Consider the following 24,515-nt stretch of genomic DNA (forward strand, 5'->3'; position numbering starts at 1 on the left):
CTCCACTTCTCTTGTTCGATTCCTATCCAAGCCATAAGCTCTCTATAATCCGGCAGTCAAGGGGGAATCGTTCTCCCCCTGGATTACTTGCTGCCGACCGGTCTTGCGTCCTGGAACAGCGTATTGCGCAGCTTATCGTCGTTCAGCACTTTCTTCCACGGATCTTCCACTTGCTGCAGGGCCAGCTCTATTCTTCCCACCAGATCCTTGCGCTGTTTAGCATCATCAAGGACCGCCGCACGGATTTGTTCCAGTCCCAGACGCTCTACCCATTCCGACGTTCTCTCGAGGTACTTGCCGGTCTCACGGTAGTACTGCATCAAGGCGCCGCAGATCTCGATCAGTTCCTCGTCCGTTTTCACTTTACAGAACGAATCGGCCAGGCGCGCCTTTGTTCCGCCGTTGCCTCCGACAAATATCTCCCATCCGCCGTCATTGCCGACGATCCCGATGTCCTTCGTGCACGATTCGGCACAATTTCGCGGACATCCGTTGACCGCCATTTTAAACTTCGCCGGAAAGTCCAGCCGCTCGAATTTCTCCTCGAGGAATGCACCCATGCCCATCGAATCCTGCGTGCCGAAGCGGCAGAATTGGGAGCCTACGCAGGTCTTGACGGTCCGCAGCGATTTGGCATAAGCATAACCGGACGGCATATCCAGCTCTTCCCATACGCTTGGCAGATCCTCCTTCTTCACGCCGATCAGATCCAGACGCTGTCCGCCGGTTACCTTAACGACCTTAACATTGTACTTAAGCGATACGTCCGCAATTTTCTTCAAATCCTCCGGCGTGGTCACGCCGCCGTACATTCTTGGCACTACCGTGTATGTGCCGTCTTTCTGAATGTTGGCGTTCATCCGCTCGTTGACGAAGCGGGATTCCCTCTCCTCCTGATGGGTCACCGGATTCAGCATGGCCAGATAATAATGGATGGCGGGACGGCATTTCGAGCAGCCCTCAGGGTTGCTGAAGTTCAGAACATGCATGACTTCCTTCGTCGTGGTCAGCCCCTTGGCGCTGATTTCGGCGACGATTTCGTCCCGGTCGAGCGTGGTGCACGGACATATGCCTTGTTTGCCTGCCGTCTTAAAGCCATCGCCCAGCACGCTCTGAAGGATTTGCTCCACGACTGGCTTGCAGCCTCCGCAAGAACGGGTCGCTCCCGTGCAAGCTTTGATTTCGTCCACCGTCGTAAGGCCTTGAAGCGTCACGGCATCCACAATGGCCTTTTTGGTTACGCCGTTGCAGCCGCAGACGATTTCATCGTCGGGCATCTTATCGAGCGAGAAGGCCTTTCCGTTTCCTTTCCCTGCACATTCGGTGCCCATGATCGAATGATAGATCTCCTCGGTCATGGCCGTCTTTTTTCGTATCATGGATTGAAGGCTGGCCGAATCGCTGACATCACCGAACAGTATTGCGCCGACGATGATATTGTCGCGCAGCAAGATTTTCTTATAAGTCTTGCGCCAATCGTCCTTCGCCACGATCACCGAGTGCTCGGCCTGCTCCATGAACTCTCCTGCGGAGAATACATCAACGCCGCTGATCTTCAGTTTCGTCGATACGATGCTGCCCTCGTAAGGCTGGCTGTCCACGCCGCAGAGATGCTTGGCAAGAACCTGTCCCTGCTCGAACAACGGCGCAACCAGGCCGTAGCATGCCCCCCGATGCTCGCAGCATTCGCCGACCGCATACACATCCGGCCAGGAGGTCTGAAGATAATCGTTGGCTACGATTCCCCGGTTCACTTCGATACCGCTCGCTTGGGCGGCAGCAACGTTCGCTCGGATCCCCACGGCCATGACCACGAGTTCCGCTTCAAGCTCATCCCCATCTTTGAACCGTAGCCCCGTGACTCTCTCATCGCCCATGATTTCCGTGGTTTGTTTGCCTAATAAGAATCGGATGCCCTGCCGCTCCAGCTCCCTTTGCAGCATCCCCGATGCCATGGAATCCAGCTGGCTCTCCATCAAATCCTGCATGAGATGAACCACCGTCACCTCCATGCCCAGGCTGACCAATCCCTTCGCGGCTTCCAGACCCAGCAGCCCTCCGCCGATGACGGCCGCTTTCTTGTATGCCTTGGCGGCTTGAAGCATCTGCGTGCAGTCGGCGATATTTCGAAATCCGATAACTCCCTCTTTATCACTGCCCGGGACAGGCAATATAAAAGGGTTCGAACCTGTAGCTATAATCACTTTGTCATAAGGAACCGTCAAGCCGTTATCGGCAGTTACAACCTTGCGCTCCCCGTCGATGGCGGTGACGGTCACACCCGTATGCAGGGTGATCTGATTGTCCTCGTACCATTTCCAGTCATTCAATACGATGTCGTCCAAGGTTTTGCTGCCTTCCAGCACATAGGACAGCATAATGCGATTGTAGTTCGGGTGAGGCTCCTGTCCGATGACGGTGATGTCAAATTTCCCACCCAATTTAATGATTTGCTCGACCGTGCTTATGCCTGCGATACCGTTGCCAATGACAACCAACTTATCTCTCTTTATATTGGACATCGTTTGATTCCTCCCCAACACGTGGTCTGGTGCTCGTGTATTCCACTGCTTACAAGTAAATTATATCGTGTAAAGGCATATATTTTTGTGATTTTTTTCACATCAATCTTTAAAATTTAAATAAAAATACCAAATAACCCTGTCCGATTGGAACAAGGTTATCCTAATAAACGGCATGCTATATGATTTCGGCTTCCATATAGGCTCGTTCGCCGCCCGGCACTTTTAAATAGGGCCGAATTCCGGCAAATCCCCCCGAATCCAGGTTCACCCCGGTCATCCAGTTCCCCTCCAAAAGGCCTCCTTCCGACGGCATGATGACGGCAGGCGCCTCGATATGCTCCTGGTACAGTACGATGCCGGCCTGAATGGTCTTATAGGCTTTTCCTTGCTGCACCAAAGGCACGGCACTAATATACGTAGGCACAAAATAATGGGCGATCACGTCCAGCTCCTCCCCGTCAAAGAACGCTTCGCTGCCGAGGAAGGGATGCAGCATCACGATTTTCTCGTAGAGCGACCAGATGATCATATGCAGGAATCTTCCCATCCGTCCCTTATTCTGCTCGGAAGACGAATTCAATGTTTCGGTTTCATAGCCAATGAACTTCCATCCGCCGGGAGCTTTGACCCACTTCTGGAACATGTCGACCCGAGCGGTGCCGTCTTGGCTAAGGGATGCTACAGCGTCTGGGCTTGTTTCACACACGGCCGACCACAGTGATTCCGGTACATACTGGCTCAGCACCTGCTTGGTTTTCTCAAATATATGAAGCACTTGTAATGAAGCGTTTTCAAGCTCTGAGATGTCCTCTTGTCCATAATGGAACCGGGAGATATTCGTTCGCTTGATCATGGGCTCGCCTCCTTGATATGCCGCCTGGATTATTACATCATATAGAAGGTCCGTCAGCTTGGTGCATGTCCGGATATTTTTGCAGGACGAAAGAATCAGCCATTCTGGTTAGAAAAAAAAACCCTGAAATGAGGATATCTCATGCCAGGGTTTAATCGTCAACGGGAGTCTTAAGATGACTCATCTGTCGACCCATTGTTCTGCCCATGATGAAATTTGCTCCATCACCGGACGCAGTGCTTTGCCTTTTTCAGTCAGTTCATATTCAATACGTACCGGAGTTTCCGGATAGACATGACGAATCAGTATGCCTTCGCATTCCAAATCCTTCATCCGCTCGGAGAGCATTTTATCGCTCATGGACGGAATCAAATTCGAAATATCCTTAAAGCGCTTAGGCCCGCTCATCAGCGTTTGAATAATCAAGCCGTTCCACCGTTTGCCCAGAAAAGAAAAGGCCGATTCGAAACGGGGACACATCGTAACATTTGTAACTTCCATATCCCTTCACCTCTTTACGAAGTCACCTTGTTTATAGAAACTCATAAGCTCACCCATAAATCTAGAAAACTTACGAATTGTAAGTATGTTTCATTTTAGCATATTTTCGAGAAGCTGAAAACCTCCTAGCCCCTTTTTCCCAGAAAATCAGCGTTTATCCCCCTAATATCCGAGCCAAAATATCCAAATCGTCCTCAATCAAAGTGGATAATTTCCTATTATACAGCACCGCCGCTGGATGGAACAGAGGGAATATCTTATAGGTCTCTGGTGAAAACACATAGCCTGCTCCGGGATTTTCCGGATCAGCCGCTTGCTGAACCGGGCCTTCCATCAGCTTGCCGTGCAGCGACGTCACCGTTTCATGGCTTCCGATTAACCGGTGCAGCGCCGTATTTCCCATCGGTGCCAAGATGTCCGGGCGGACCCATCGGATTTCTTCATCAAGCAAAGGCGCATGGGCCAATATTTCCGCTTTGGTCGGCGTGCGATTCGATCGGCTGATGACATTCTCGCCTGAAGGCCTCACGAGCACTTTATCCTTATAGGGCCTGCTTCGCATGGCACTGGTAATATATACCTGATCCCGTGTCAGTTTCAGACGTTCCAGGTACGCGTTCATCTCTTGTCCTGCCTGCCCTACGAAAGGTTTGCCTTCCAAAACTTCATGAGCCCCGGGCGCTTCCCCGATGAACATGATTTTCGCAAAGCGGACTCCCCTTCCGAGCAGGAAGCCCTCAACGGGTTGATGGACGAGCCTGGCCCGGCATATGGCGATGGTTGCGGGATCTACAGGTGCGCTTTGTACTTCGTTCATTGTACAGCCCCCTCTCCTATATCATACAATACCCCATATTCACGTATATTCTATCCCCGGCCGGCAAAAACATTTCGAAAAAGCAGCCCCAACATACCAAAAAAATGAGCCGAACAAGGACTGTACCTTGAACGGCTCGTTCGCTGATGCTTACGATAATGCGCTGTTTATGGCTTAGACTAAAACGGGAAGCGCGCGAACCGGCTGACTGTTGCCGAACGTTTGCTTGCCTGCCGTAGAATGAGCCCAGTTAATCGCATTGGTGATTACTTTCAGCACTTCGGGGTTGTAGTAGGTTGGATAGGTCTCATGCCCTGGACGGAAGTAAAAAATGTTCCCATGCCCGCGTTTGAATGTGCATCCGCTGCGGAATACTTCCCCGCCCTCGAAATTGCTGACGAATACCAGCTCATCAGGGGCCGGAATGTCAAAGAACTCCCCGTACATTTCCTCGTGCTCGATGATGATCGGTCCCGTAATTCCCGCCGCAATCGGATGCGTCGGATTCACGCTCCAAATAATTTCCTGTTCTCCTGCTTCGCGCCACTTCAAATCGCAGCTCGTGCCCATCAAAGCTTTGAACGGTTTGGAAAAATGTCCGGAATGGAGAACGATCAGTCCCATACCATCCTGCACGCGTTTTACGACCTTGCTTACGATTTCGTCACTAACCTGGTCATGAGCCATATGCCCCCACCACAACAGCACATCGGTTGAATCCAGTACATCGTCCGTCAATCCATGCTCCGGCTGGTCGAGCGTTGCCGTTCTAATGATGAAATCCGGATTTTGCAGACCCTCCGCCAAAGCTGTGTGAATGCCCGTCGGATAAACGCTCCGAACCTCATCATGGATTTTCTCGTGCACGAATTCATTCCATATGGTTACGTTAAGCATGTTGCTGTTCCCCCTAATTGCTTATTCGGTTATTCTCTACGCTGTTAGACCCACCACATTTCTCCGAGCGGCTCTTCGATCAGCACTTGCTGAAGGTTTTGCACCGCTTTGGAGAAGCCTTCTTCAACGGACATCAGTCCGTCTTCATGTTCAATGCTCACGACATAGTCATATCCAACAAGGCGAAGAGCACTCATCATATCCGCCCATTCCTTCACATCGTGTCCGTAACCTACGCTGCGGAACTGCCAAGCGCGATCCAGCATGTTCGCATACGACTGCATATCCGTGAGACCGTGTTTGTTCACGTTAATCGGATCAATGCTTGTATCCTTCGCATGGAAGTGGTGGATCGCTCCTTCGCGGCCCAAAATTTGAATCGCTTGAACAGGGTCAATCCCTTGCCACCACATGTGGCTCGGATCCAGGTTGGCACCGATCACTTCGCCTGCGGCTTCGCGCAAACGGAGCAGCGTGCCCGGCGTGTGAACGGAGAAGCCGCCGTGCAGTTCCAAACCGATTTTGACATTGCGGTCTGCCGCAAATTTACCCCACTCGGTCCAGTAAGGAATGACCTTGTTATCCCACTGCCAAGTCAGGATCTCTTGATAGTCGTTAGGCCAAGGCGCTACCGGCCAGTTCGGGTATTTGGCATCCTCGTGGTCGCCTGGGCAGCCGGAGAATGTGTTGACAACAGGTACTTCAAGCTTCTCGGCAAGCTCCACCGTTTTTACGTATGTGTCATGGAATTCTTTTGCGATTGCCTTTTGCGGATGAAGCGGATTCCCGTGGCAGCTCAGTGCGCTAATGATCAGCCCGCGGGATTCCACCGCGTTTTTGAAGTTTTTCAGCGCGGTTTCATTCTCCAGCAGCTCGACCGGGTTGCAATGTGCATTTCCGGGATAACCGCCTGTTCCGATTTCAACTGCTTTAAGGCCCTTGGATGCCACGTAGTCCAATGCATCCTCCAGTTTACGTCCACTCAGCAATACCATAAATACGCCTAATTTCATTGTATAACCTCCTGGTTTAGCTTAGTCATCATATTGATTGCTTGCAAGGAATTTAGTTATCGAAATAAACCGCTTTACCCGTCTTCGCCGATTCATAGATCGCTTCCAGGATTTGCGTCACCACAAACGCCTGCTCCGGCTTAACGACCGGATCCTTATCCTCTATAATCGCTTCAAGCCACATTCTTGCTTCACGGTCCGAGTCGTTTTCCTTGGAGCCCGAATAGAAAGCTACGCCGCCGGCGTTCAGATCCACTTTGGTTTCATACAGTCTGCTCATTTTCTCGCCGTTGATGCGCAAGCCGTCTTTCATGTCGGCTCCGCCTTCGGTTCCCGCCAGAACGGCTTTCGCTTCGCCGATCTCCAGGACGTTAAGCGCCCAGCTGGATTCCAGAACGATCGTAGCGCCGTTCTCCATCGTAATAAATCCGAAAGCGGAATCCTCTACCGTGAATTCCTTCGGATCCCACGGACCGAACGCATTCGCCGCATTCTCGCGCTGACCCAATTTATGGAACGTGGATCCCAGCACGCTTTTCGGCTTGTAATTGTCCATCAGCCACAAGGTCAAATCCAGCGCATGGGTTCCGATATCGATCAACGGACCTCCGCCTTGCTTCTCCTCGTCAAGGAATACGCCCCAGGTCGGTACGGCACGGCGGCGGATGGCCAAGGCTTTACCGTAGTAGATCTCGCCCAGCTCGCCTTCCTCGCAGATCCCCTTCAAGTACATGCTATCGTCCCGGAAACGGTTGTTATAACCGATGGTCAGTTTTTTGCCTGTGCGCTTTGCGGCGTCCAGCATGGCCTGTGCTTCGGAAACCGTTTTTGCCATCGGCTTCTCGCACATCACGTGCTTGCCGGCTTCCAGGGATGCTACCGTGATTTCGGAGTGCGAATCGTTCGGCGTACATACATGGATGACGTCAATGCTGCCGTCTTTCAACAATTCCCTGAAATCCGTGTACACTTTAGCGCCTTCAATCCCGTATTCAGCAGCTGCCTTCTGCGCACGCTCTTCCACGATGTCGCAAAAAGCGACCAATTCGGCCTGCGCCTGCTTCTTCAAGCTCGGCATATGCTTGCCGTTGGCGATTCCCCCGCAGCCGATAATTCCGATTTTCAACGTGTTCGACATGTCCATTTCCTCCTCATACAGTTGATCTTATTGGAGCTGTCCCAATAGTAGTGCAACGCTTTCATGCGGATTGCCGGGCAAGAGCTCATCATCCTGCCAGATCCGTCAGAAGCTGGTTTGCCTGTTGTTCATAACCAGTTTACAAGAATATGGACCAGGCTTCCAGTTCCCTATTCAGCCGATTCAGCCTGCTGAGGTGCCGGAAGTTTGCCATAACGGTATGTGCTTTGCAGAACGATATGCCTGCCCTCCAGCGAAGACTGCTGAAAGGACTGCATGATCTCCAGCACGTGATAAGCCAGGCGCCCGCTTACGCGATGGTCCTTCTGCTCATGGATCGATTGGATCATATCATGGATGCCCAGACCCCGCTCGTTCTTCCCGCATTCGAAGGCGGGCTCAAGCAATTCCCATTCCTCGGAGCCGTGCTTGCGAAGCTTCACTTCCCCGTTGAAGTAGTTCGGATCGCCGAGACTCAGGCTGCCCTGCGTGCCGTAGATTTCGATCCAGGGCAGATTGGACCCACCAAAGATATCGAAACTGGTAATCATGGTTGCAATGGCACCGTTCTCAAAATCCAGCGTCCCCGCCAAATGCGTCGGCGTCTGAACCGTGATCGGCTTTCCTTGTAGCGGGCCCGAGCCGACGGAACGGTCCGGGATCTGGATGCCTGTGGATGCGCTGATCCGGCTTGCGGGACCTAGCAGCTCTACCAGGGCCGACACATAATAAGGTCCCATGTCCATCATCGGACCTCCGCCCGACGCGTAAAAAAATTCGGGATTGGGATGCCACGCTTCCGGTCCTGCCCCCATCATAAACGCCGTTGCGGCAACAGGTCTGCCGATCAGCCCGGATTCAATGGCCGCTTTGGCCGTCTGTACGCCGGAGCCTAGGAACGTATCCGGTGCGCAGCCGACGCGAAGCCCCTTCTGATCGGCGATATTCAGGACGCGGCGGGCTTCGTCAAGGGTTATGGCCAGCGGTTTTTCACTGTAGACATGCTTTCCTGCTTCCAGGGAGGCGATATCGACATTGGCGTGGCTGGCCGGAATGGTCAAATTAATAATAAATTCAATATCTGTCTGTGCGAGCATCTCCTCAACCGTGTATACGTTCGGGATGTTGAACTCTGCTGCTTTCGCTTTGGCGTTGTCCGGAATGAGATCGGCGCATGCCACGATTTCAACCCAAGGGCTGTTTTTCAAGTTCGTGAAGTATACGCCACTGATGGTTCCGCAGCCGATTATACCTGCTCTCATTTTTTTCATCGATGTCACTCCTTGAACCAATAGATGTGCTCGGACTAGTACAATGGTATTCTTTTATGCTTTCGTTTAAAATGAAGAATATGATTAAAACATGAACAATCTGGTCATTATTTTCTTATTCTTCAAAGGGGACTTTAGCAATGGATTCAAATCTTTCCAACCAAGTCGTAGCAGCGGATTTCTCATTTCATCGCAAACCTTTCAAGATGTCCCTGGCGGACGGTTTCGACACCTATTTGATGCGTTGGCAGACCGACGGCAAATGCCGCGCCAAAATCGACGGCAAGCTGTCGCTCGTCGAGGCAGGGGATCTGTTGATTTTCACGCCCGGACAGCCTTATGAACTTCGAATCGATGACGAATACAACGCATTGGGTGAATTGACCATCGAAAGCGGCGATTATCATATTTTTTTCAAAGGGCCTTGGGCTGACGCGTGGTGGAATTCCAAGAAACGCCCGACCAAAATCAGGGTGCCGCTGGAGGAGCGTTACCTGAGCCTGTTTCGGCAAATTCTGCTCGAGCAGCGGCGCGTATCGGATCCTTATCCCGAGATTTCGGATTACACCGTGCGGATTCTGTGCCTGGAGGTGGACCGTCTGTTATCGGAGCAGCCGTCAACAACTCCCAAGACGTATCTCGCCTACCGCATGAAGAACTACATTGAAGAGAATGCCTCCTCCATGTTCAAGCTGGAGGATGTCGCCGCCCATGTGGGCATCAGCGTTTCCCGGGCAGTCCATCTGTTCAAGGAAGCGTTCGGCACCACCATCATGCAGTACACCATGGACGTGCGACTGAGCATGGCAAAGGAACGGATCGTATTCAGCCCCCTCTCCCTGGAGGATGTTGCCGAAACCTCCGGCTTTGCGAACTACACTTATTTTCACCGCGTTTTCCGTTCCCGATTCGGCGTTTCGCCCAAGCAATTCCGCATGTCCAGCCGAACCTCCAATTAATGGCCATATCTCCACGGCAAAAAAGCGGGCCGACCAAGGTTTTTCCTTGATCGACCCGCTTCTTCTTTGAATCGCATGTAAGATATTCCCTGATTCCGTTACTTCTTGTCAGGACCAAGGCTGGCCGCTGCCTCGGCAACAACGATAGCCAAGTCTTCATTACCGAACATCGACAGGACGCCAAGCAGGGTCTGATCCGGTATTTCGCCAGCCTCTTCTTTGGGCACCGTCAATTCGAGCACGCGCGTCAACCGCTCATTGTCCGGCTGATCCGGATAAGCTTTACGGTACAGCTCAGCCGGATCCAGACCGTGATTCACGCACCACTGGGCAAATACGAGGATCATCATATCCTCATCCTGACGGTACGATTCCGCTATCCGTTCTTCTACGGACTTTCCCGCAGATTCCATGCATTACTCCTCCTCATGCGAACAGGGTTTTATGGGCTCTGTTCGTTCATGAAGACATTATACCGCTTGGTTCCGGTTCAGACAAAGTCTTAAACTAGTCGACCATCTTAACCTGTACCGGGTTGCTCTTCGCTTTGTGCTCATTCTTCTTCTTCATCCAGGTTCCGATGCCGATGACGATGGCAATGACGATAACCTCAAACCCGTACTTCACGACGCCATTTGCGAACCAGCCGTGAATCATCGGCTCTTCCACCACCATCTTCGATGCGGTCCAGGCTAACACCGCAGCGCCGATCGTGATGATAATCGGGAAGCGATCCGTCAGCTTCAGGATAATAGTACTGCCCCACACCATGATCGGAACGGAAATCGCAAGTCCGACAATAACGAGCATGAAGCTTTCACCGGCAGCGCCTGCTACGGCAAGAACGTTATCCAGTCCCATCATGGCATCCGCGATGATGATCGTACGGATAGCCGCCCACATTTGGTTGCCCGCGGAAATTTCATGCTGCTTCTCATCGACCAGCAGCTTGTAGGCAATCCACAGCAGCGCGATGCCGCCGATCAAGCGCAAGCCGGGGATCATCAAGAGCTGGACAACGAGCAGCGTGGCTACGATCCGTATGATGATCGCGCCGACGGTTCCCCACAGGATGACCTTCTTCTGGTCCTCTTTCTGGACATTGCGAGCGGCGAGACCGATAACGATAGCATTATCGCCTGCCAGCACAAGGTCAATGAGGACAATCGACAGCAGCGCGGTCCAAAATTCCATCGACAGCAAATCCATGATTCCCCACCCTTTCTTCATGTTCCGATTAGGCTTTCACCTACCGATGTCCACCACCCAAAAAAACGCTGTTCCCTTCATCGATAGGGTCTACAGCGTTTTTTGGGCGCAAAAATAGACCTCCACCTCATCATGAAACAATCAGGCAAAGGTCTCGCTAAACAACTTATCGTTGCCAATAAAGCCGGGGATGGTTAGTCCCGTAATGACGACTTTACTTACGATATAGAATTTATAAGTCATCGGCAGAGCCCATGAAATTCTATACCGCAAGAAAACCTACCGTTGAAGTCGCGGTTGTTCATCCTTGATAAGGCCGCGACAGAGGTTTTCTTATGAAGCTACTCCCCTTTGGGAACTATTCGGTTGGACACATTATAACATACGAAAAATCGCTTGTATATTCAAATTTTTCCATAGTATCGATTGCGAGAGTCTTCGAAATACGGGCAGCATGCCTGTTTTTTTGCTATCATGGTGCTATTCAGGTCAACGATGCAAAGTGAGGATTCTACATGAAGAGATGGATCATCCCCATCCTATATGCGGCAGTACTGGCACTTGCTTTTTCATACAGGCATGATATCACGGAGTGGTTGGAGAGCGATCCCCCGCTCTTCCTCATGATCCTGCTGGCAGCCCTGCTTGCCTTATTTCCCATTGCCCCCTACAAAGTGGTCATCGCTATTCTCGGGTATGCATACGGAACCGTCTGGGCGGCCGCCATATCGTGGTTCGGAACGACGATCGCCGCCGTCATCCTGTATGCGGCTGTGCGGTCTTTATATCAGGAGCCCGGCAGACGGCTGCTTGGGAAATACACGGCTTTACACAGGTTTACGACCGCGGTCGAACGGCGCCCCTTTCAGTCGATCCTGCTCGCCCGCCTGCTGCCCGTGATACCCCAAATGGCCGTCAATCTATATGCCGGCGTCGCCTCCATCCCATTCTGGACGTACACCGCCGCTTCCGCCATCGGCAAAATTCCAGCCATCCTCCTGTACGCCTGGCTTGGCAGCGGATTGGCCGATCATCCGGTCATCTTCGCGGCTGTTGCGGCAGCGCTTATGCTGCTAACCGCTTTGTTCATGGCCGCTTTCCGGTGGTATAAGGGGAGAACGACATAATCGGAGCAATATTTTGGTTTCCTTGACCAAAATGATTATAATAACAATATGACTTACATTTTATATTGTTATAAAACGATGGAGGGATAATAGATGAATAATCGTTCAACCCCAAGCGAATTGGCTACCTTTGCGGGAGGCTGCTTCTGGTGTATGGTCTCTCCCTTTGACGAGCTGCCGGGCATTCTGAAGGTCGTTTCCGGTTATACTGGCGGCCACAAGGAAAATCCGACCTATAAAGAGGTATGCTCCGATACCACAGGCCATTATGAGGCCGTTCAAATCACCTATAACCCGGAAGTTTTCCCATATGAGAAGCTGCTCGAGCTTTTCTGGCAGCAAATCGATCCTACGGATGAGGGCGGACAATTCCATGACCGCGGGACATCTTACCGGACGGCTATTTTTTACCATACGGAGGAGCAGCGCGAGCTTGCGGAGCAATCCAAGCAGGCCGTGGCGGCCAGCGGACGTTTCGACGGACCGATCGTGACGCCGATCATCCCGGCGAGCACCTTCTATGAAGCAGAGGAATACCATCAGGATTACCACAAGAAAAATCCGAGCCATTACAAACGCTATCGCAAAGGCTCCGGACGGGAGGATTTCATTGAGCAGCACTGGTCGGAGCCTGTGGATACCGCCGAGCTTAAGCAGCGCCTGACGCCGATCCAATATGAAGTGACGCAGAACAACGCAACCGAACCCCCGTTCCACAATGAGTATTGGGACCATCACGGGGAAGGCATTTACGTTGATATCGTGTCCGGCGAGCCGCTCTTCAGTTCTACGGACAAATACGACGCCGGCTGCGGATGGCCGAGCTTCACCCGTCCGATTCGCGAATACAACATCAAGGAAAAAATGGATCTCACCCACATGATGGTCCGCACCGAGGTACGAAGCAAAAAAGGAGACTCTCACCTCGGCCATGTGTTCGACGACGGGCCCGGACCGAACGGGCTCCGTTACTGCATCAATTCCGCTGCGCTCCGGTTTGTGCCGAAGGAAGAGATGCAGAAGGAAGGCTACGGCGAGTATTTGCAGCTGTTCGAATAAAATCCAAGTTTCCAAGTGCATTGCCCTTGAAGGGGCAATGCACTTTTTATGGGGTGTGGTTGAACCCGTTTATTCAATTTGGCTGCACGGGGTAATATACAGTACATACGATGAACAGTTGAATTGGAGGGATCGTACCATGCCTTGGAGCAAAAATGATTACCCGCCATCCATGAAAAATCTGGAGCCGCGGGTGAGGAATAAAGCCGTGGAAATTGCCAATGCCTTGCTGGAGGAGGACTACGATGAGGGACGTGCCATCGCCATCGCCACCGCCAAGGCACAGGAGTGGGACGAGAACCACCCCAAGGACGAGAAGTAAGCGTATCAAGCACATGAAAGAAGCTCACCCTACATGCGGGTGAGCTTCTTTTATTGGGACCGCATTATGAACGGCCGCTAACGGTATGCTGCGCTGTTTTCGGAGTAACCGGAGTGCTTGGGGCACGGACCGCCTTCCGAACCGGTTTCTTTTCCGCTTTCTCGGTACCGTACGTCACTGTGATGGTGATCACTTGCCCGGCAATCGATACGGCTAATATAGTATATAAGGTTTCAACCAGTGGCATATAGAATAGCGATAATAGCAGTACTACGGCATCCATCAGGAAAAACACCGTCCCTACCTTAAGCCCGCTCCACTCGCTGAACAGCACGGAGATTACGTCGTCGCCGCCTGTCGCCCCGCCATAGCGGAGCACGATGCCGGCTCCAAAGCCCGTCAATAATCCGGACAGCAGCGCGGCTGCCAGCAAGTTATGATTCAGATCGATAACCAGCGTGGAATACCGCTCGATCAATGCGTAGAACAAGGTGAACATGCTCGCCGCAACAACGGTATTGAAAATGAATTTCCGGCCCTTGATGAACAAGGCAATCAGCAGTACCGGTATGTCCATAAGGACCATACTCAATGCTGGCGGAATATCAAGCGCATACTTGCCAAGCAGCGCAAGGCCGACAAAGCCGCCTTCGGTCAAATGATTGTGAAAATTAATGTGATAATACGTAAAAGCCATTAAAAACGTTCCGAACAACATCGCTGACATGGTGATAAATGTGTTTTGTCTTTTCCTCATACAGGATCCCTCTTGTCGTAGTAGATTGGTCAGACATAGGCCAATCTCTACCTTGAGGCAACCTGGAGGAGTTCATCCTTCGAACCATAGTTCCCATCCTTTCGTAGAGACCGTCCTTGTCTTCAGACGTCCGACTTCGCTCTACAAAGGAAGCTATGTGTATGAGAGATCATAACGTTTCCAAATCGTCCTTTGGGGATTCGTCCTTCGGGGACACATGGTATCCTGATCCTTTCTCGTTTTAGTTAGAGTGCTAACATTATTATAACACAGTTGGCATACAAGCTAAACAGCAGGCTTGAATGAATTGGAATCTCTATATGGAATATGTAAAAAATCCGGCTTTAAGAACCTCCCTCGCCTAAAAATGTTGTTCACATATTCGCTAAATCCGATGTGACTTAAATCACAAGAGCGGCTTTATCGCCTGTCTATACTTAAAAGGGAACACCAATTCGACTAAGGTATCTTATGAATCAAGGGGGAGTCTGCATGTTAAGCCAACGTACGATTGAGGTCGTTAAATCGACCGTGCCGGTTCTGGAAACCCACGGCACGGCGATCACAAGCGCATTTTACCAAAAATTGTTTCATCATCATCCGGAACTTCTTAACATATTCAACCATGCGAATCAAAGGGAAGGAAAACAGCCCTTTGCCCTGGCCAATGCCGTATACGCAGCCGCGGCCCATATCGACCGTCTTGAAGCGATCGTCCCGGTTGTTAAACAAATCGGACACAAGCACCGGGCATTAAACATTTTGCCGGAGCACTATCCGATCGTCGGCGAAACGCTGCTCGGCGCCATGAAGGATGTGCTTGGCGATGCCGCAACGCCCGAAATTATCGAGGCTTGGGCCGAAGCTTATGGCGTCATTGCCGATGTCTTTATCGGCATCGAAGCGGATATGTACCAGCAAGCCGCAAACAAAACCGGCGGCTGGAGCGGATACCGTAATTTCGTCATTGACCGGAAGGTGGAGGAAAGCTCCGTCATTACTTCCTTTTATCTGGTACCTCAGGACGGCGGGGAAATTTCCGATTATCTACCCGGCCAATACATCACGCTTCGGGTAAAACCTGAGGGCGAAGCCTATTATCATAATCGTCATTACAGCCTCTCGTCCGCACCCGGATATCCTTACTACAGAATTACGGTGAAACGCGAAGACGAGCTGGATGGAAAGCCTGCCGGCATCGTCTCCAACTGGCTGCACCGTCATGCCGAGGTCGGGACCGTTCTCGAGGTCACGGCTCCGGCCGGTACCTTTACGCTGGATACGGACTCCGATCTTCCGCTTGCCTTGATCAGCGGCGGCGTCGGTTTGACTCCGATGGTGGCCATGCTGGAATCCGTGCTGCTGAATCAGCCTGAACGGAAAGTAACCTTTATCCATGCGGCCAAATGCGGCAGTCAGCACGCAATGAAGCTGCATATTGATGAGCTCGCCTCGCAGCATCCGCAGCTAAGCACGTACGTCATTTATGAACAGCCGGAAACGGAAGACACTTGCCACCAAACCGGCTACATCGATCTGGAGTTTCTTCGCAAAACGGTCGATTCGAAAGCCGACTTCTATTTCTGCGGGCCGGTTCCGTTCATGCGTGCCGTGAACGGCCATTTGAAATCGATGGAGGTGCCTGCTGACCGGATCCACTATGAATTCTTTGGTCCGGCCGGTACGCTGGAAAGTTAATATTAGTCTAACCGTATCTCAAAACCAAAAAGGATGCCCTTCTTCTGCATGGGGGGCATCCTTTTTGGTTTGATGCCTTCCGGCGGCATCGATCAGCCGCGAAGGGTGCATCGACTCATTGCTCTGTCCGTGCATGCTCGTTCAGGGTTCTATAAAACCTATGTATAAAGCCGGTTCAGGCGTCGGCAAAGGGATATGGGCTAAACGTGCTTGCCCTGCTCTCGCAGCAGCCGGTTTACCGTTTCTCTCCTTACCCCGATCAGTTGTCCGATCTCTTCCTGAGTCAAATATTCGGTCAAATGTATCCCTTGGGAATACTCATCCAGCCATTGGATCAGCAGCTCCAGCCGCTCCGCCGGCCCGCCCACGGTTAAGTGATCCAGCCGCATCTGCATGAACCTCACCTTTTCCTGCAGCAACCTGGCAACCTCGAGCGGTTTTTGCGGATCCTCTTGAAGCTGTCGATACCAAGCTTCTGCCGATATTACCTCCACTTCGCTCTGAATCAGCGCGATCGCGGTTCCATGCGTTTCCTTCGGGCTGATCAGCGAGTGATGGGGTACCGTTTCGCCGGGATATAAAATATTGAAAAGCACCATATTGCCGTTGGCATGCAGACGGGTCACCTTAAACAATCCGCTCCGAATGTGATATAAATGATCCCCGCTATCCCCTTGCCGGAACAATATTTCGCCTTTATGCAGTATCATGGTTAATCTCCTCCCGAAAAAATGCAGTTATCAGGAGTGTAAACGATATGCCGCCATGAATCCACCGGGGGTGATCACAAATGCCAGAAATTAATGGTTGCAGGCCGAATAAGGATGGCATACCATGTATATAATAGAACGTATGTTCTTGTATTTTTTCATGTCCGGGGATGTGTCTCTTATGATGAAACCTTCCACTCCTCCTCCGCCTTCGGTCGAAGACGAAGCCCTGATCAAAGATTATCTGCTGCATGACCTGCTTCAGTCTGTTCTCGAACGGGATATTGGAATCCTCAAGACCCTCAAGCTCAAAATGGCCGATATCTATATTTTAAATCTGCAGCATATCCAAAAAGGGATTTCGGCACAAGCCTGGTCCATTCAACAGCAGATGAAGCGGCGCGGCATCCGGATTCAAAGCAAGGGCCGTACCTCCGAGGAATGGCTGCAGGTGCATTATCTGTGCCGCGGGTATGAAGGCAGCCTGCTCTGCGATCGGCCTTCTCTCAAGGAAGAGATAAAGGATCGGCTCGTTTCGTATCTTGGCACGGATTTGGCGGCATACTAGCTCCAACTACGTACAAGACAGGAGCGCTCATGAAGAATATTTTCCATATATATTCTGCCGATATCCGTAGAATCGTCAGCAATTGGGCTGCAGCCGTCATCATCGGGGGTCTTGCCCTCCTTCCTTCTCTATATGCCTGGTTTAACATCGAAGCTTCCTGGGATCCCTACGGCCAAACCTCAGGTGTATCCATTGCCGTTGCCAACCTGGATAAAGGCACCACTCTTCGCGACCAGCCCATTAACCTGGGCAAAGAAATCGTGGAGTCCCTGCATCACAATGAGAAGCTGGGGTGGCGGTTTACGGAGGACAGCGAGAATGCGATACAGGGGGTGCGGCGCGGCACCGATTATGCCGCCATCGTCATTCCGGAGAACTTCTCCGCCCGGATCGGCACCGTACTGACCAATGAGCCCGTCAAGGCTCAGATCCTCTATTACACGAACGAGAAAATCAACGCCATTTCGCCCAAGGTGACGGCCCAGGGGGCATCTGCCGTCGTGGAGGAAGTCAGCAAAAATTTCATCAAAACCGCCAACGGCACCATCTTCGAGATTTTTAACACGCTCGGGATCGAGATCGAGAACCAGCTCCCTGCGATCAACAAAGTACGAAACTTGCTGTTCCGGCTCGAAAAAAGCTTTCCCGAGCTCAACGAGGCGGTGAGCACGGCCCAGCAGGATATCAAGCTGGCCAACCGGTTGGTTCAGCAGGCCGATGCCGCTCTGCCCCGCCTTGAAGGGATTGCCGCGGACGGCAAGGAAATGGCCGGTGCGCTGGCGGAGTTCGCGAATCAGGCCGCAGGGGCCTCGAAATCGCTGGAACCTGCGCTGCGGCAGGACTTGGAGGTGCTGGGTGCAGCCACCGGAGGGCTTTCGCAAGTGCTGGACGCGCTAGGGCAAAAAGGCATCGACCCGAAGGAGCTGGCCAGCCGCCTGAACGCTGCGAAAGAGCGCGCTGAGACTGCAGCGCAAGCCGCGGCCCGGCTGGGGCAATTGTTCAAGCGGCTGGGCTCGATCTCCCCGGCGGCGGCTTCCGCGGTGGACAAGCTCGAGGACATTGCCGCACGATGGACCTCGGCTCAAGCCGTGTTCCAAACCATCGCTCAAGCCGTGGAACGGGGGGAGGAAGCACCTGCGGATTCCATCGATAAGCTGAAGAAGCTGACCGATGACATTACGGGGCTGACCGACGCGCTGCTAAGCCGGTACGACAGCGAAATCGGCCCGGCGATAAGCAAGGCCTTCACCAAGGGCGCAGGTACGGCCAAGCGCGTTCAGCAGGAATTGACCCAGGCGCTTGCCAGCGTCCCCGACATCCAGCGTTTGCTCCAAGATGCCCGGAAAGGGCTCAAAGTGGGGGGCGAAGAAGTGCAGCTCGCCCAAAATCGTCTGCCGGAGGCGGAGCTTCGGATTACGCAGTTGGCCAACCGGCTGCGCGAGATGGAAGCGGAAGGGGATATCCAAGAGGTTATCGATCTGCTGAAAAATAATTTCGAGCTCGAAAGCCAGTTTTTTGCCGAGCCGGTTACGCTGGAAGAGAATCGCCTGTACCCCATCCCGAACTACGGCTCCGCGATGTCGCCCTTCTTCACGACCTTGTCCTTGTGGGTAGGCGCCCTGCTGCTCGTTTCCCTGCTCTCCGTGGAGGTCCATGAGGAAGAGAGAAGTTTTCGCAGCATCGAGATTTATTTCGGCCGCTATCTCACCTTTCTGACCATTGCCCTGTTCCAGGCGCTGTTCGTTACCCTAGGCGATATTTATTTGCTGGGAACCTATGTGGTGAACCCCGGCTGGTTCATTCTGTTTGCGCTGCTGATCAGCTGCGTTTTCATGCTGATCGTCTACACGCTGGTGTCCGTATTCGGCAATGTCGGAAAAGCAATGGCGATCGTTCTGCTCGTGCTGCAGCTGGCCGGCGCTGGCGGGACCTTTCCGATCCAGATGACGCCGCCGTTCTTCCAGGCATTGCATCCGTATTTGCCGTTCACCTATGCCATCAGCATGATGCGGGAAGCCGTCGGCGGCATCCTGTGGGATATCGTCATCCGCGATATGCTGCTCATGCTGGTCTTCGCCGGGATCGCGCTTGTGATCGGAATCGCGCTCAAGAAGCCGATCAACCGGGCCAGCAGCGGGCTGATCCGCAAAGCGAAGGCTTCGAAGCTCATTCATTGACCCCCTCCGGCGGGGACGGACAGAATGACGAGCGCTCTGCCCCCCGAATGTTCCCATGCGTGAAAGGACACCCCGAGCGGCTTCTTATTGAAGCAACGGGGTGTCCTTTTGGGTTATGGCTAAATCATTCATGATGGGATTGCTGTCAAAACTCGCTCAATTTCTGCAGCGTATTTGCTTCCATTTGGCCGAGCCGCCAGATCGCAATCTTCGAAATGCCCGCCTCCCCCGCCGCATCCATCCATCCGGCAAGGGTCGTTCCGTCCGCATACCATACGGTATGCCTGATGCCTTGGTCGTCCGTGTACTCGAAGTATAGGGCCCCGCTGTCCGGATCCCGCTTCGGTTCGTCCGGGCTGTCACGCGCCAGCTCTACCGCACGCTTCTCCGTTAAAGAGACCGCCTTGCCATCCTCCGCCCAGTCAAACCCGCCAACCGACAGCGCGATGGCATGGTCTCCCGGCAGCTGCCGCAGTTTGCCCCCCAGCTCCTTGATCATGGCATAATCCGCCTTCGGTCCGGGTCCGCTATGCCCCCCGTACAGGTTGTATGCCATCAGGACATAATCCGGCCCCTCCGGCAGCTTAAGCGATGACAGGGATACGCCCGGCTCCAGCACGATTCGGAGCGAGAGGGCTTCCGCCCGGAGGCGCTCATACAGCTCCTCGTACAGCGCGGAGAGCTTGGCCCCATCCTCCTTGCGGACCTTCTCGTAATCCAATTCCACGCCGTCGAAACCATGCTGGGATGCCATGTCCAAAATTTGCTTGATATGTTGGCTGCGGCTTTCGGGAGTAGCGACGAGCCGGGATATCAGGTCCGGATCCTTCTGTTTGGCCGTTCCATCGGTATGGAAACGATCGTTGACGATCGTCAGGATGCCGCGAGCCGGCTCTCCTTCCTTGGACGCCTCCAGGAACGCAGGCAGCGCCTCCCGAAAATCCGACGTCAAGTAAAGCTCGTCTTTATGATTGAAATAGGCTGCAAACAGCTTGATTTCTTCAAGCTCACCACTGAGCTGCTTCCAATCTGCCATGCCCGTCTCCCACTGCCAATCCGTAATCCAGGCAGACAGCTTGACTTGCGCCTGCAGCGGCTGGGGCAGCATCGATGGCTCCTTCTCTTGATCCTCCAACCACCAGAAGGAGACGGCGGCACACAATACCGCAAACCCCGCAGCTGCCGCCCATTTCTTCGTGCGATTCTTCATTCGTTGTTCACGCCCTAAGCTCCCCAATTTTTAGAAAGTCTCGACAGCCCAGTCGACCGCGCGGTTCATGCTTCGCTGTATGCCGGTCAGGACACCGGCAAGTCCGGACGGCTTGTTCGTGAACAGCAGCTTACGTTCGCCACCCGGTGGCTCCGACACAATCGTGACATCTTCAAAGACGGCGTCGTAAATATCATCCTTTTCGTTCTGCTCATGATACTCCGATTCAAGCGCCACGCCTCCTGCGCCGATCGATGCATCCACAGGCTGCCGGTCCAGAAGCAACTGTCGATCAACGCTCACAGACAGGGCATCGCCTTTCACCGAAATCTCCAGCCACCGATCTCCGAGTATGTTGACAGGGTACTCATTCTCATCATCCCGGTCTCCGGACAGCGTCTGTTCCTTTGAATAGACCGAAGCCTTATCGAATTGCAGATCCTCTTCGCCCCATGCCACCTTCGGCAAGGCGTACGTGAACAGCTCCTCGGGAGCTTGGCCCGATTTCTTCTGTTCGACCACCACGTGGTTGTTCTCCAGGAGAAGCCTGAGATACGAACCCTTCGTTCGGTCGTAACGGACATAAACCGACTGCCGTCCTACCACATTGCCGAGCGCTCTGGCCGAGACGGTGACGTCTTGCTCCTCGCTGCTCTTCAAATACAAGCTTCCTGCCTGGGACGCGGGCGATGTGACCACCATCCGGTTATCCCTAAATTCTGCCGCTCCGCCAAGCAGCTCCCACTTGTCAGCCTGCTCCGTGTCGCCCCGTACAAACTGCATAGGCTGCCCCTGGTCCTTGCGCAGCTTCATTAACAGGTGATTGGTAGACCAATACGGCGCAGGCTGGACCCGGGTCAGATTATACAGATCGCTATCCTTCGAATTAAAGGCAACGCCTTCCCGGTTGAAATTCATCCCGAACAGCTTCTGAATCTGATCCGTATTGGCATTCGCCACAAGCTGATTCATTCCTCCGCCGAGCGCATTGGCGTGCATGATCATATACGTGACCGGAACGTAACCCAGCGATTCCGTGTAAACCTTGTCCATTGCCGCATAGTCGGCCCGGATCCGTTCTTCCATTTCCGCGCGGTTCTCGAGCGGAATCATGTTCTCGTCGCGGATGAAATCCATCAAATAGTGGTTGTAATATTCCACGTTGGATTTGACCGTCAGCTCACGCTCGTCTTTTACGCCGACATAACGGCCTTCATTATCGAAAATATTGATATAGGTCAGCCGGTTGCCGTTAGTCCCAAGTTCCCAATAACCGGTGCGGGTCATCTTCAGCATGTCCTTCGGCTGCAGAAATTTCCGTTCGCTGTTGCCCATTTTGTTGGCATAGGACAGAAAGGTAGCCTTATAATTATATTTTTCAAGCAGCGGCTGCGCGAACAGCGCGGAATCATTCCGCCCGTCTTCAAAGGACAGGTACAGCGCCTTGTCGGGCAGCTTCTTGCCATGGCTGTAATAATCGATGATATCCTGCTGCGAAACCGTCGTATAGCCCTGTTCGTACAAGGCCTTCAGCTGGGCATCCAGCTGGGTCTTGGATACGAGCTTGGATGTCCCGGTGCGGCCGACTCCGAAATAGGACAGGGCAATAAAGCCCTGATCCTGACGCCAGGCGGATCTGTCCGGCTCCTTATATGTTCGAAAATCGAAAATCGCATTGGCCAGCAGGAAGGCTGCAACGGCCAATACAATGACCTGTGCCGTTACTTTGATGATTTTCCTGCGATTTTTTTGCCGAACATTGAGGGCTGTTTTTTGTTTTTTAGCCATATGTCATCCTCACTTCAATCCTCACTTCAACCGCTTTGACACGATCAGAACGGTAATCCGAATTTTTTGCCTTTGCGCTTGCGGGCTTCCTTCTTCTCCCTGGCTTCGATATCCTGCGGCGTTTCCCGGGTCCCCCACGTCGATTTCCAGAAGGTAAACCAAGCCACCGGCATCTGCCATAACAGGACGAATTCATAAAAGAGGCAAAATACGAAGCCGAACACCCAAAGTCTGCTCTTCCGGAACAGCAGGTGGGCCAAGCTCATCAGCAGCGCCATCAGCAGCAATCCCATCAGGAAGGTCCCCGGGAAAATACCGTGAACGATCGGCACGTACATGAGGTTGTAGGCAACCACGACAGGCGCGGCAATCGGCACGATCAGGCCTATGTAAAAAAACAACGCCATAAACGGCTCTTTGCGCCATATGAAACTTCCGGCCCGCAGCGATTCGCGCAGCCAGGAGCGCTTCCACCGCATCTGCTGCTTCAGAAACACCTTCATCTGCGAAGGCACGATCGTCGAGCAAATGGCAGAATCTTGGTAAGCGGTACGATGCGTTTTCAAAATAAAGTTCGTCATGCTCCGGTCGTCTCCGAAGGTGGCGGGCCTGCCCAGAAACTTCTGGTTCAACCAAGCGTCCGCATGCTGCACGATCAGCTCTTTCCGGTAGCAGGATAACGGACCCGACAGGCAGGTCACGCTGTCAAACCAGGACTCTGCCGCTTTCATGATCCGAAAGGCGATATAATAACGGACGGTCTGCAGCTTCGTCATGTTGTTGGTGTATTTGTTCTCAACGTCCGTCCGTCCGGCAACGCCGCCCATTTTAGGATCCTGAAAGGGCTGGACCAGGTGACGAATCGCCGTCGGATCCAGGAAGCTGTCCGAATCCACGAAGACCACCAGATCATGCTTGGCCATCTCGACGCCTTTGACCAGAGCGGCCCGTTTGCCCGCATTCTCGGGCAGCACCATATAGGACAGGCGCTCCCGGGTAGCGTAACGCCCCGCCTCGGAATGAATCAACTCGATCATGTCTTGGATCTGCTGTACCGACTGGTCCGTCGAACGGTCATCCACCACAATGACCTCCAGCTTGTCTACGGGATAGTCCTGATTCATGCAGCTGAGTATCGTACGCTTGATCCATTCCGCTTCATTGAAGCAGGGTATGATAATGGAAACTCCCGGCGTATAATCCGGATTGATCGGCACATCGCGGTACAACGCTCCGAACAGGTAGCGCGTCAGCAGAAACAGGGCCGCGATCAGACTGTATAAATACAGCACCATGTTGTATTTGAAATAAATGATGCTCTCCGCCCGCATCAGCATGATGAAGAGCACCGCCACGAGCAGCAGTGCGCTGGCGGAATATACGGAATACCCCCACCGTTTGCGCTGAAAATAATCCGTGAGCGGTTTCTCGAACTCCAAGGCAAGCAGATGCTCTTCGCCGGCTTCCGTCGAATTCAAGGCCCTGCGGACAACGGCTGCATCGATCCTGACGGCCGATTCGAAGCCCTCGGGCATAGCCCCCGGCGGGATGCGGAATCGCGCTTTCACTTTGTCGCCGACTTCGAGGCTTGAAGAGGCATCCGGCAGCCTGAGCAGAAGGCCCGTGGCCGAAATATCGGCAGCCACGCCCTGGATCCCGGCTTTTTTCTTTTTCCCGTCCGGGACCAGCAAAACTTCAAAATCCGCCTCGTAACGCAGGCTGAGCATCCGCAGCTTGTTGACATACTCAGAGCTGGACATATCCTCTCCGGGCTTCTGCGCCCGGTTGCCTCTTCGGTCCGCGTTCATCCGGATCTGCTCCGGATCGGGTACATAGGAAAGAGTCCGCCTGTCCGTGCGCGGAAGCGTTAGCACTTCCTTGGTGCTCTTCGGTTGCTTTCTTTTTATAATCCTCAT

At 53.0% G+C, this 24,515-nt stretch carries 22 protein-coding genes; 7 read left to right on the plus strand and 15 right to left on the minus strand.

Annotated elements, in window-relative coordinates; translation table 11 throughout:
- Positions 1-83 precede the first annotated feature (83 nt).
- From nirB to BMX45_RS18905, 8 genes are all read right to left on the minus strand, one after another.
- A complete protein-coding gene (nirB, locus tag BMX45_RS18870; RefSeq protein ID WP_090911006.1) occupies positions 84-2,522 on the minus strand; it encodes a nitrite reductase large subunit NirB in 2,439 nt (812 codons plus the stop codon).
- 178 nt (positions 2,523-2,700) lie between these two features.
- Positions 2,701-3,378: a hypothetical protein gene (locus BMX45_RS18875; RefSeq protein ID WP_090911007.1), complete on the minus strand. Its 678-nt coding sequence runs from the start codon at positions 3,376-3,378 to the stop codon at positions 2,701-2,703.
- Positions 3,379-3,558: 180 nt separating this feature from the next.
- The gene (locus tag BMX45_RS18880; RefSeq protein ID WP_009592832.1) at positions 3,559-3,879 is read right to left on the minus strand and encodes a winged helix-turn-helix transcriptional regulator; all 321 of its coding nucleotides are present in this window, start codon (positions 3,877-3,879) and stop codon (positions 3,559-3,561) included.
- 154 nt (positions 3,880-4,033) lie between these two features.
- Positions 4,034-4,696 (minus strand): uracil-DNA glycosylase, encoded by a 663-nt coding sequence (locus BMX45_RS18885; protein WP_009592822.1) that lies wholly within the window; start codon positions 4,694-4,696, stop codon positions 4,034-4,036.
- Positions 4,697-4,870: 174 nt separating this feature from the next.
- Positions 4,871-5,593: a ThuA domain-containing protein gene (locus BMX45_RS18890; protein ID WP_090911008.1), complete on the minus strand. Its 723-nt coding sequence runs from the start codon at positions 5,591-5,593 to the stop codon at positions 4,871-4,873.
- A 44-nt stretch (positions 5,594-5,637) separates the two neighbouring features.
- A complete protein-coding gene (locus BMX45_RS18895; RefSeq protein ID WP_009592834.1) occupies positions 5,638-6,606 on the minus strand; it encodes a sugar phosphate isomerase/epimerase family protein in 969 nt (322 codons plus the stop codon).
- 52 nt (positions 6,607-6,658) lie between these two features.
- Complete coding sequence (locus tag BMX45_RS18900) at positions 6,659-7,744, minus strand: Gfo/Idh/MocA family protein (protein ID WP_090911009.1); 1,086 nt, start codon at positions 7,742-7,744, stop codon at positions 6,659-6,661.
- 170 nt (positions 7,745-7,914) lie between these two features.
- Positions 7,915-9,015: a Gfo/Idh/MocA family protein gene (locus BMX45_RS18905; RefSeq protein WP_090911010.1), complete on the minus strand. Its 1,101-nt coding sequence runs from the start codon at positions 9,013-9,015 to the stop codon at positions 7,915-7,917.
- A gap of 140 nt (positions 9,016-9,155) precedes the next feature.
- Between BMX45_RS18905 and BMX45_RS18910 the strand changes: the two genes are divergently transcribed.
- Positions 9,156-9,974: an AraC family transcriptional regulator gene (locus BMX45_RS18910; RefSeq protein WP_090911011.1), complete on the plus strand. Its 819-nt coding sequence runs from the start codon at positions 9,156-9,158 to the stop codon at positions 9,972-9,974.
- A 98-nt stretch (positions 9,975-10,072) separates the two neighbouring features.
- Here BMX45_RS18910 and BMX45_RS18915 read toward each other — a convergent pair whose 3' ends face one another.
- Entirely contained in the window at positions 10,073-10,387 is a 315-nt protein-coding gene (locus BMX45_RS18915; RefSeq protein ID WP_090911012.1) for a hypothetical protein, read from the minus strand.
- A gap of 94 nt (positions 10,388-10,481) precedes the next feature.
- Positions 10,482-11,183, minus strand: a complete 702-nt coding sequence (locus tag BMX45_RS18920) for a TerC family protein (RefSeq protein WP_015734420.1) — start codon at positions 11,181-11,183, stop codon at positions 10,482-10,484.
- 515 nt (positions 11,184-11,698) lie between these two features.
- Between BMX45_RS18920 and BMX45_RS18925 the strand changes: the two genes are divergently transcribed.
- The 3 genes from BMX45_RS18925 to BMX45_RS18935 all read left to right on the plus strand — a co-directional run bounded on the left by BMX45_RS18925 (position 11,699) and on the right by BMX45_RS18935 (position 13,691).
- Positions 11,699-12,310, plus strand: a complete 612-nt coding sequence (locus BMX45_RS18925) for a TVP38/TMEM64 family protein (protein WP_090911013.1) — start codon at positions 11,699-11,701, stop codon at positions 12,308-12,310.
- A 93-nt stretch (positions 12,311-12,403) separates the two neighbouring features.
- On the plus strand, positions 12,404-13,369 hold the full coding sequence (msrA, locus tag BMX45_RS18930) for a peptide-methionine (S)-S-oxide reductase MsrA (RefSeq protein WP_090911014.1): 966 nt from the start codon (positions 12,404-12,406) through the stop codon (positions 13,367-13,369).
- Between the two features lie 139 nt (positions 13,370-13,508).
- Positions 13,509-13,691 (plus strand): DUF2188 domain-containing protein, encoded by a 183-nt coding sequence (locus BMX45_RS18935; RefSeq protein ID WP_009592922.1) that lies wholly within the window; start codon positions 13,509-13,511, stop codon positions 13,689-13,691.
- A gap of 64 nt (positions 13,692-13,755) precedes the next feature.
- On the opposite strand, the gene BMX45_RS18940 is transcribed toward BMX45_RS18935, so the two are convergent.
- Positions 13,756-14,448 carry a YitT family protein gene (locus BMX45_RS18940; RefSeq protein WP_009592920.1) on the minus strand — a complete coding sequence of 231 codons (693 nt, stop codon included), beginning with the start codon at positions 14,446-14,448 and terminating at the stop codon, positions 13,756-13,758.
- Positions 14,449-14,940: 492 nt separating this feature from the next.
- Here BMX45_RS18940 and hmpA point away from each other — a divergent pair, with 492 nt between their 5' ends.
- The gene (gene hmpA / locus BMX45_RS18945) at positions 14,941-16,146 is read left to right on the plus strand and encodes an NO-inducible flavohemoprotein (RefSeq protein ID WP_090911015.1); all 1,206 of its coding nucleotides are present in this window, start codon (positions 14,941-14,943) and stop codon (positions 16,144-16,146) included.
- Between the two features lie 200 nt (positions 16,147-16,346).
- On the opposite strand, the gene BMX45_RS18950 is transcribed toward hmpA, so the two are convergent.
- Positions 16,347-16,856 (minus strand): Crp/Fnr family transcriptional regulator, encoded by a 510-nt coding sequence (locus BMX45_RS18950; RefSeq protein ID WP_090911016.1) that lies wholly within the window; start codon positions 16,854-16,856, stop codon positions 16,347-16,349.
- Between the two features lie 181 nt (positions 16,857-17,037).
- On the opposite strand from BMX45_RS18950, the gene BMX45_RS18955 reads away from it, so the two are divergent.
- Both BMX45_RS18955 and BMX45_RS18960 read left to right on the plus strand, forming a co-directional pair.
- Positions 17,038-17,424: a YhjD family protein gene (locus BMX45_RS18955; RefSeq protein WP_090911042.1), complete on the plus strand. Its 387-nt coding sequence runs from the start codon at positions 17,038-17,040 to the stop codon at positions 17,422-17,424.
- Between the two features lie 29 nt (positions 17,425-17,453).
- Positions 17,454-19,601 (plus strand): YhgE/Pip domain-containing protein, encoded by a 2,148-nt coding sequence (locus BMX45_RS18960; protein WP_090911017.1) that lies wholly within the window; start codon positions 17,454-17,456, stop codon positions 19,599-19,601.
- Positions 19,602-19,746: 145 nt separating this feature from the next.
- Here BMX45_RS18960 and BMX45_RS18965 read toward each other — a convergent pair whose 3' ends face one another.
- From BMX45_RS18965 to BMX45_RS18975, 3 genes are read right to left on the minus strand one after another with little or no spacing between them, the layout of a single operon-like run.
- Entirely contained in the window at positions 19,747-20,811 is a 1,065-nt protein-coding gene (locus BMX45_RS18965) for a glycosyl hydrolase family 18 protein (protein ID WP_090911018.1), read from the minus strand.
- A 30-nt stretch (positions 20,812-20,841) separates the two neighbouring features.
- Entirely contained in the window at positions 20,842-22,599 is a 1,758-nt protein-coding gene (locus tag BMX45_RS18970; RefSeq protein ID WP_090911019.1) for a polysaccharide deacetylase family protein, read from the minus strand.
- A 44-nt stretch (positions 22,600-22,643) separates the two neighbouring features.
- On the minus strand, positions 22,644-24,515 hold the full coding sequence (locus BMX45_RS18975; protein WP_090911020.1) for a glycosyltransferase: 1,872 nt from the start codon (positions 24,513-24,515) through the stop codon (positions 22,644-22,646).

Origin of the sequence: Paenibacillus sp. cl141a (genome assembly GCF_900109305.1) — a bacterium.
GTDB classification, from domain to species: Bacteria; Bacillota; Bacilli; order Paenibacillales; family Paenibacillaceae; genus Paenibacillus_AQ; species Paenibacillus_AQ lautus_A.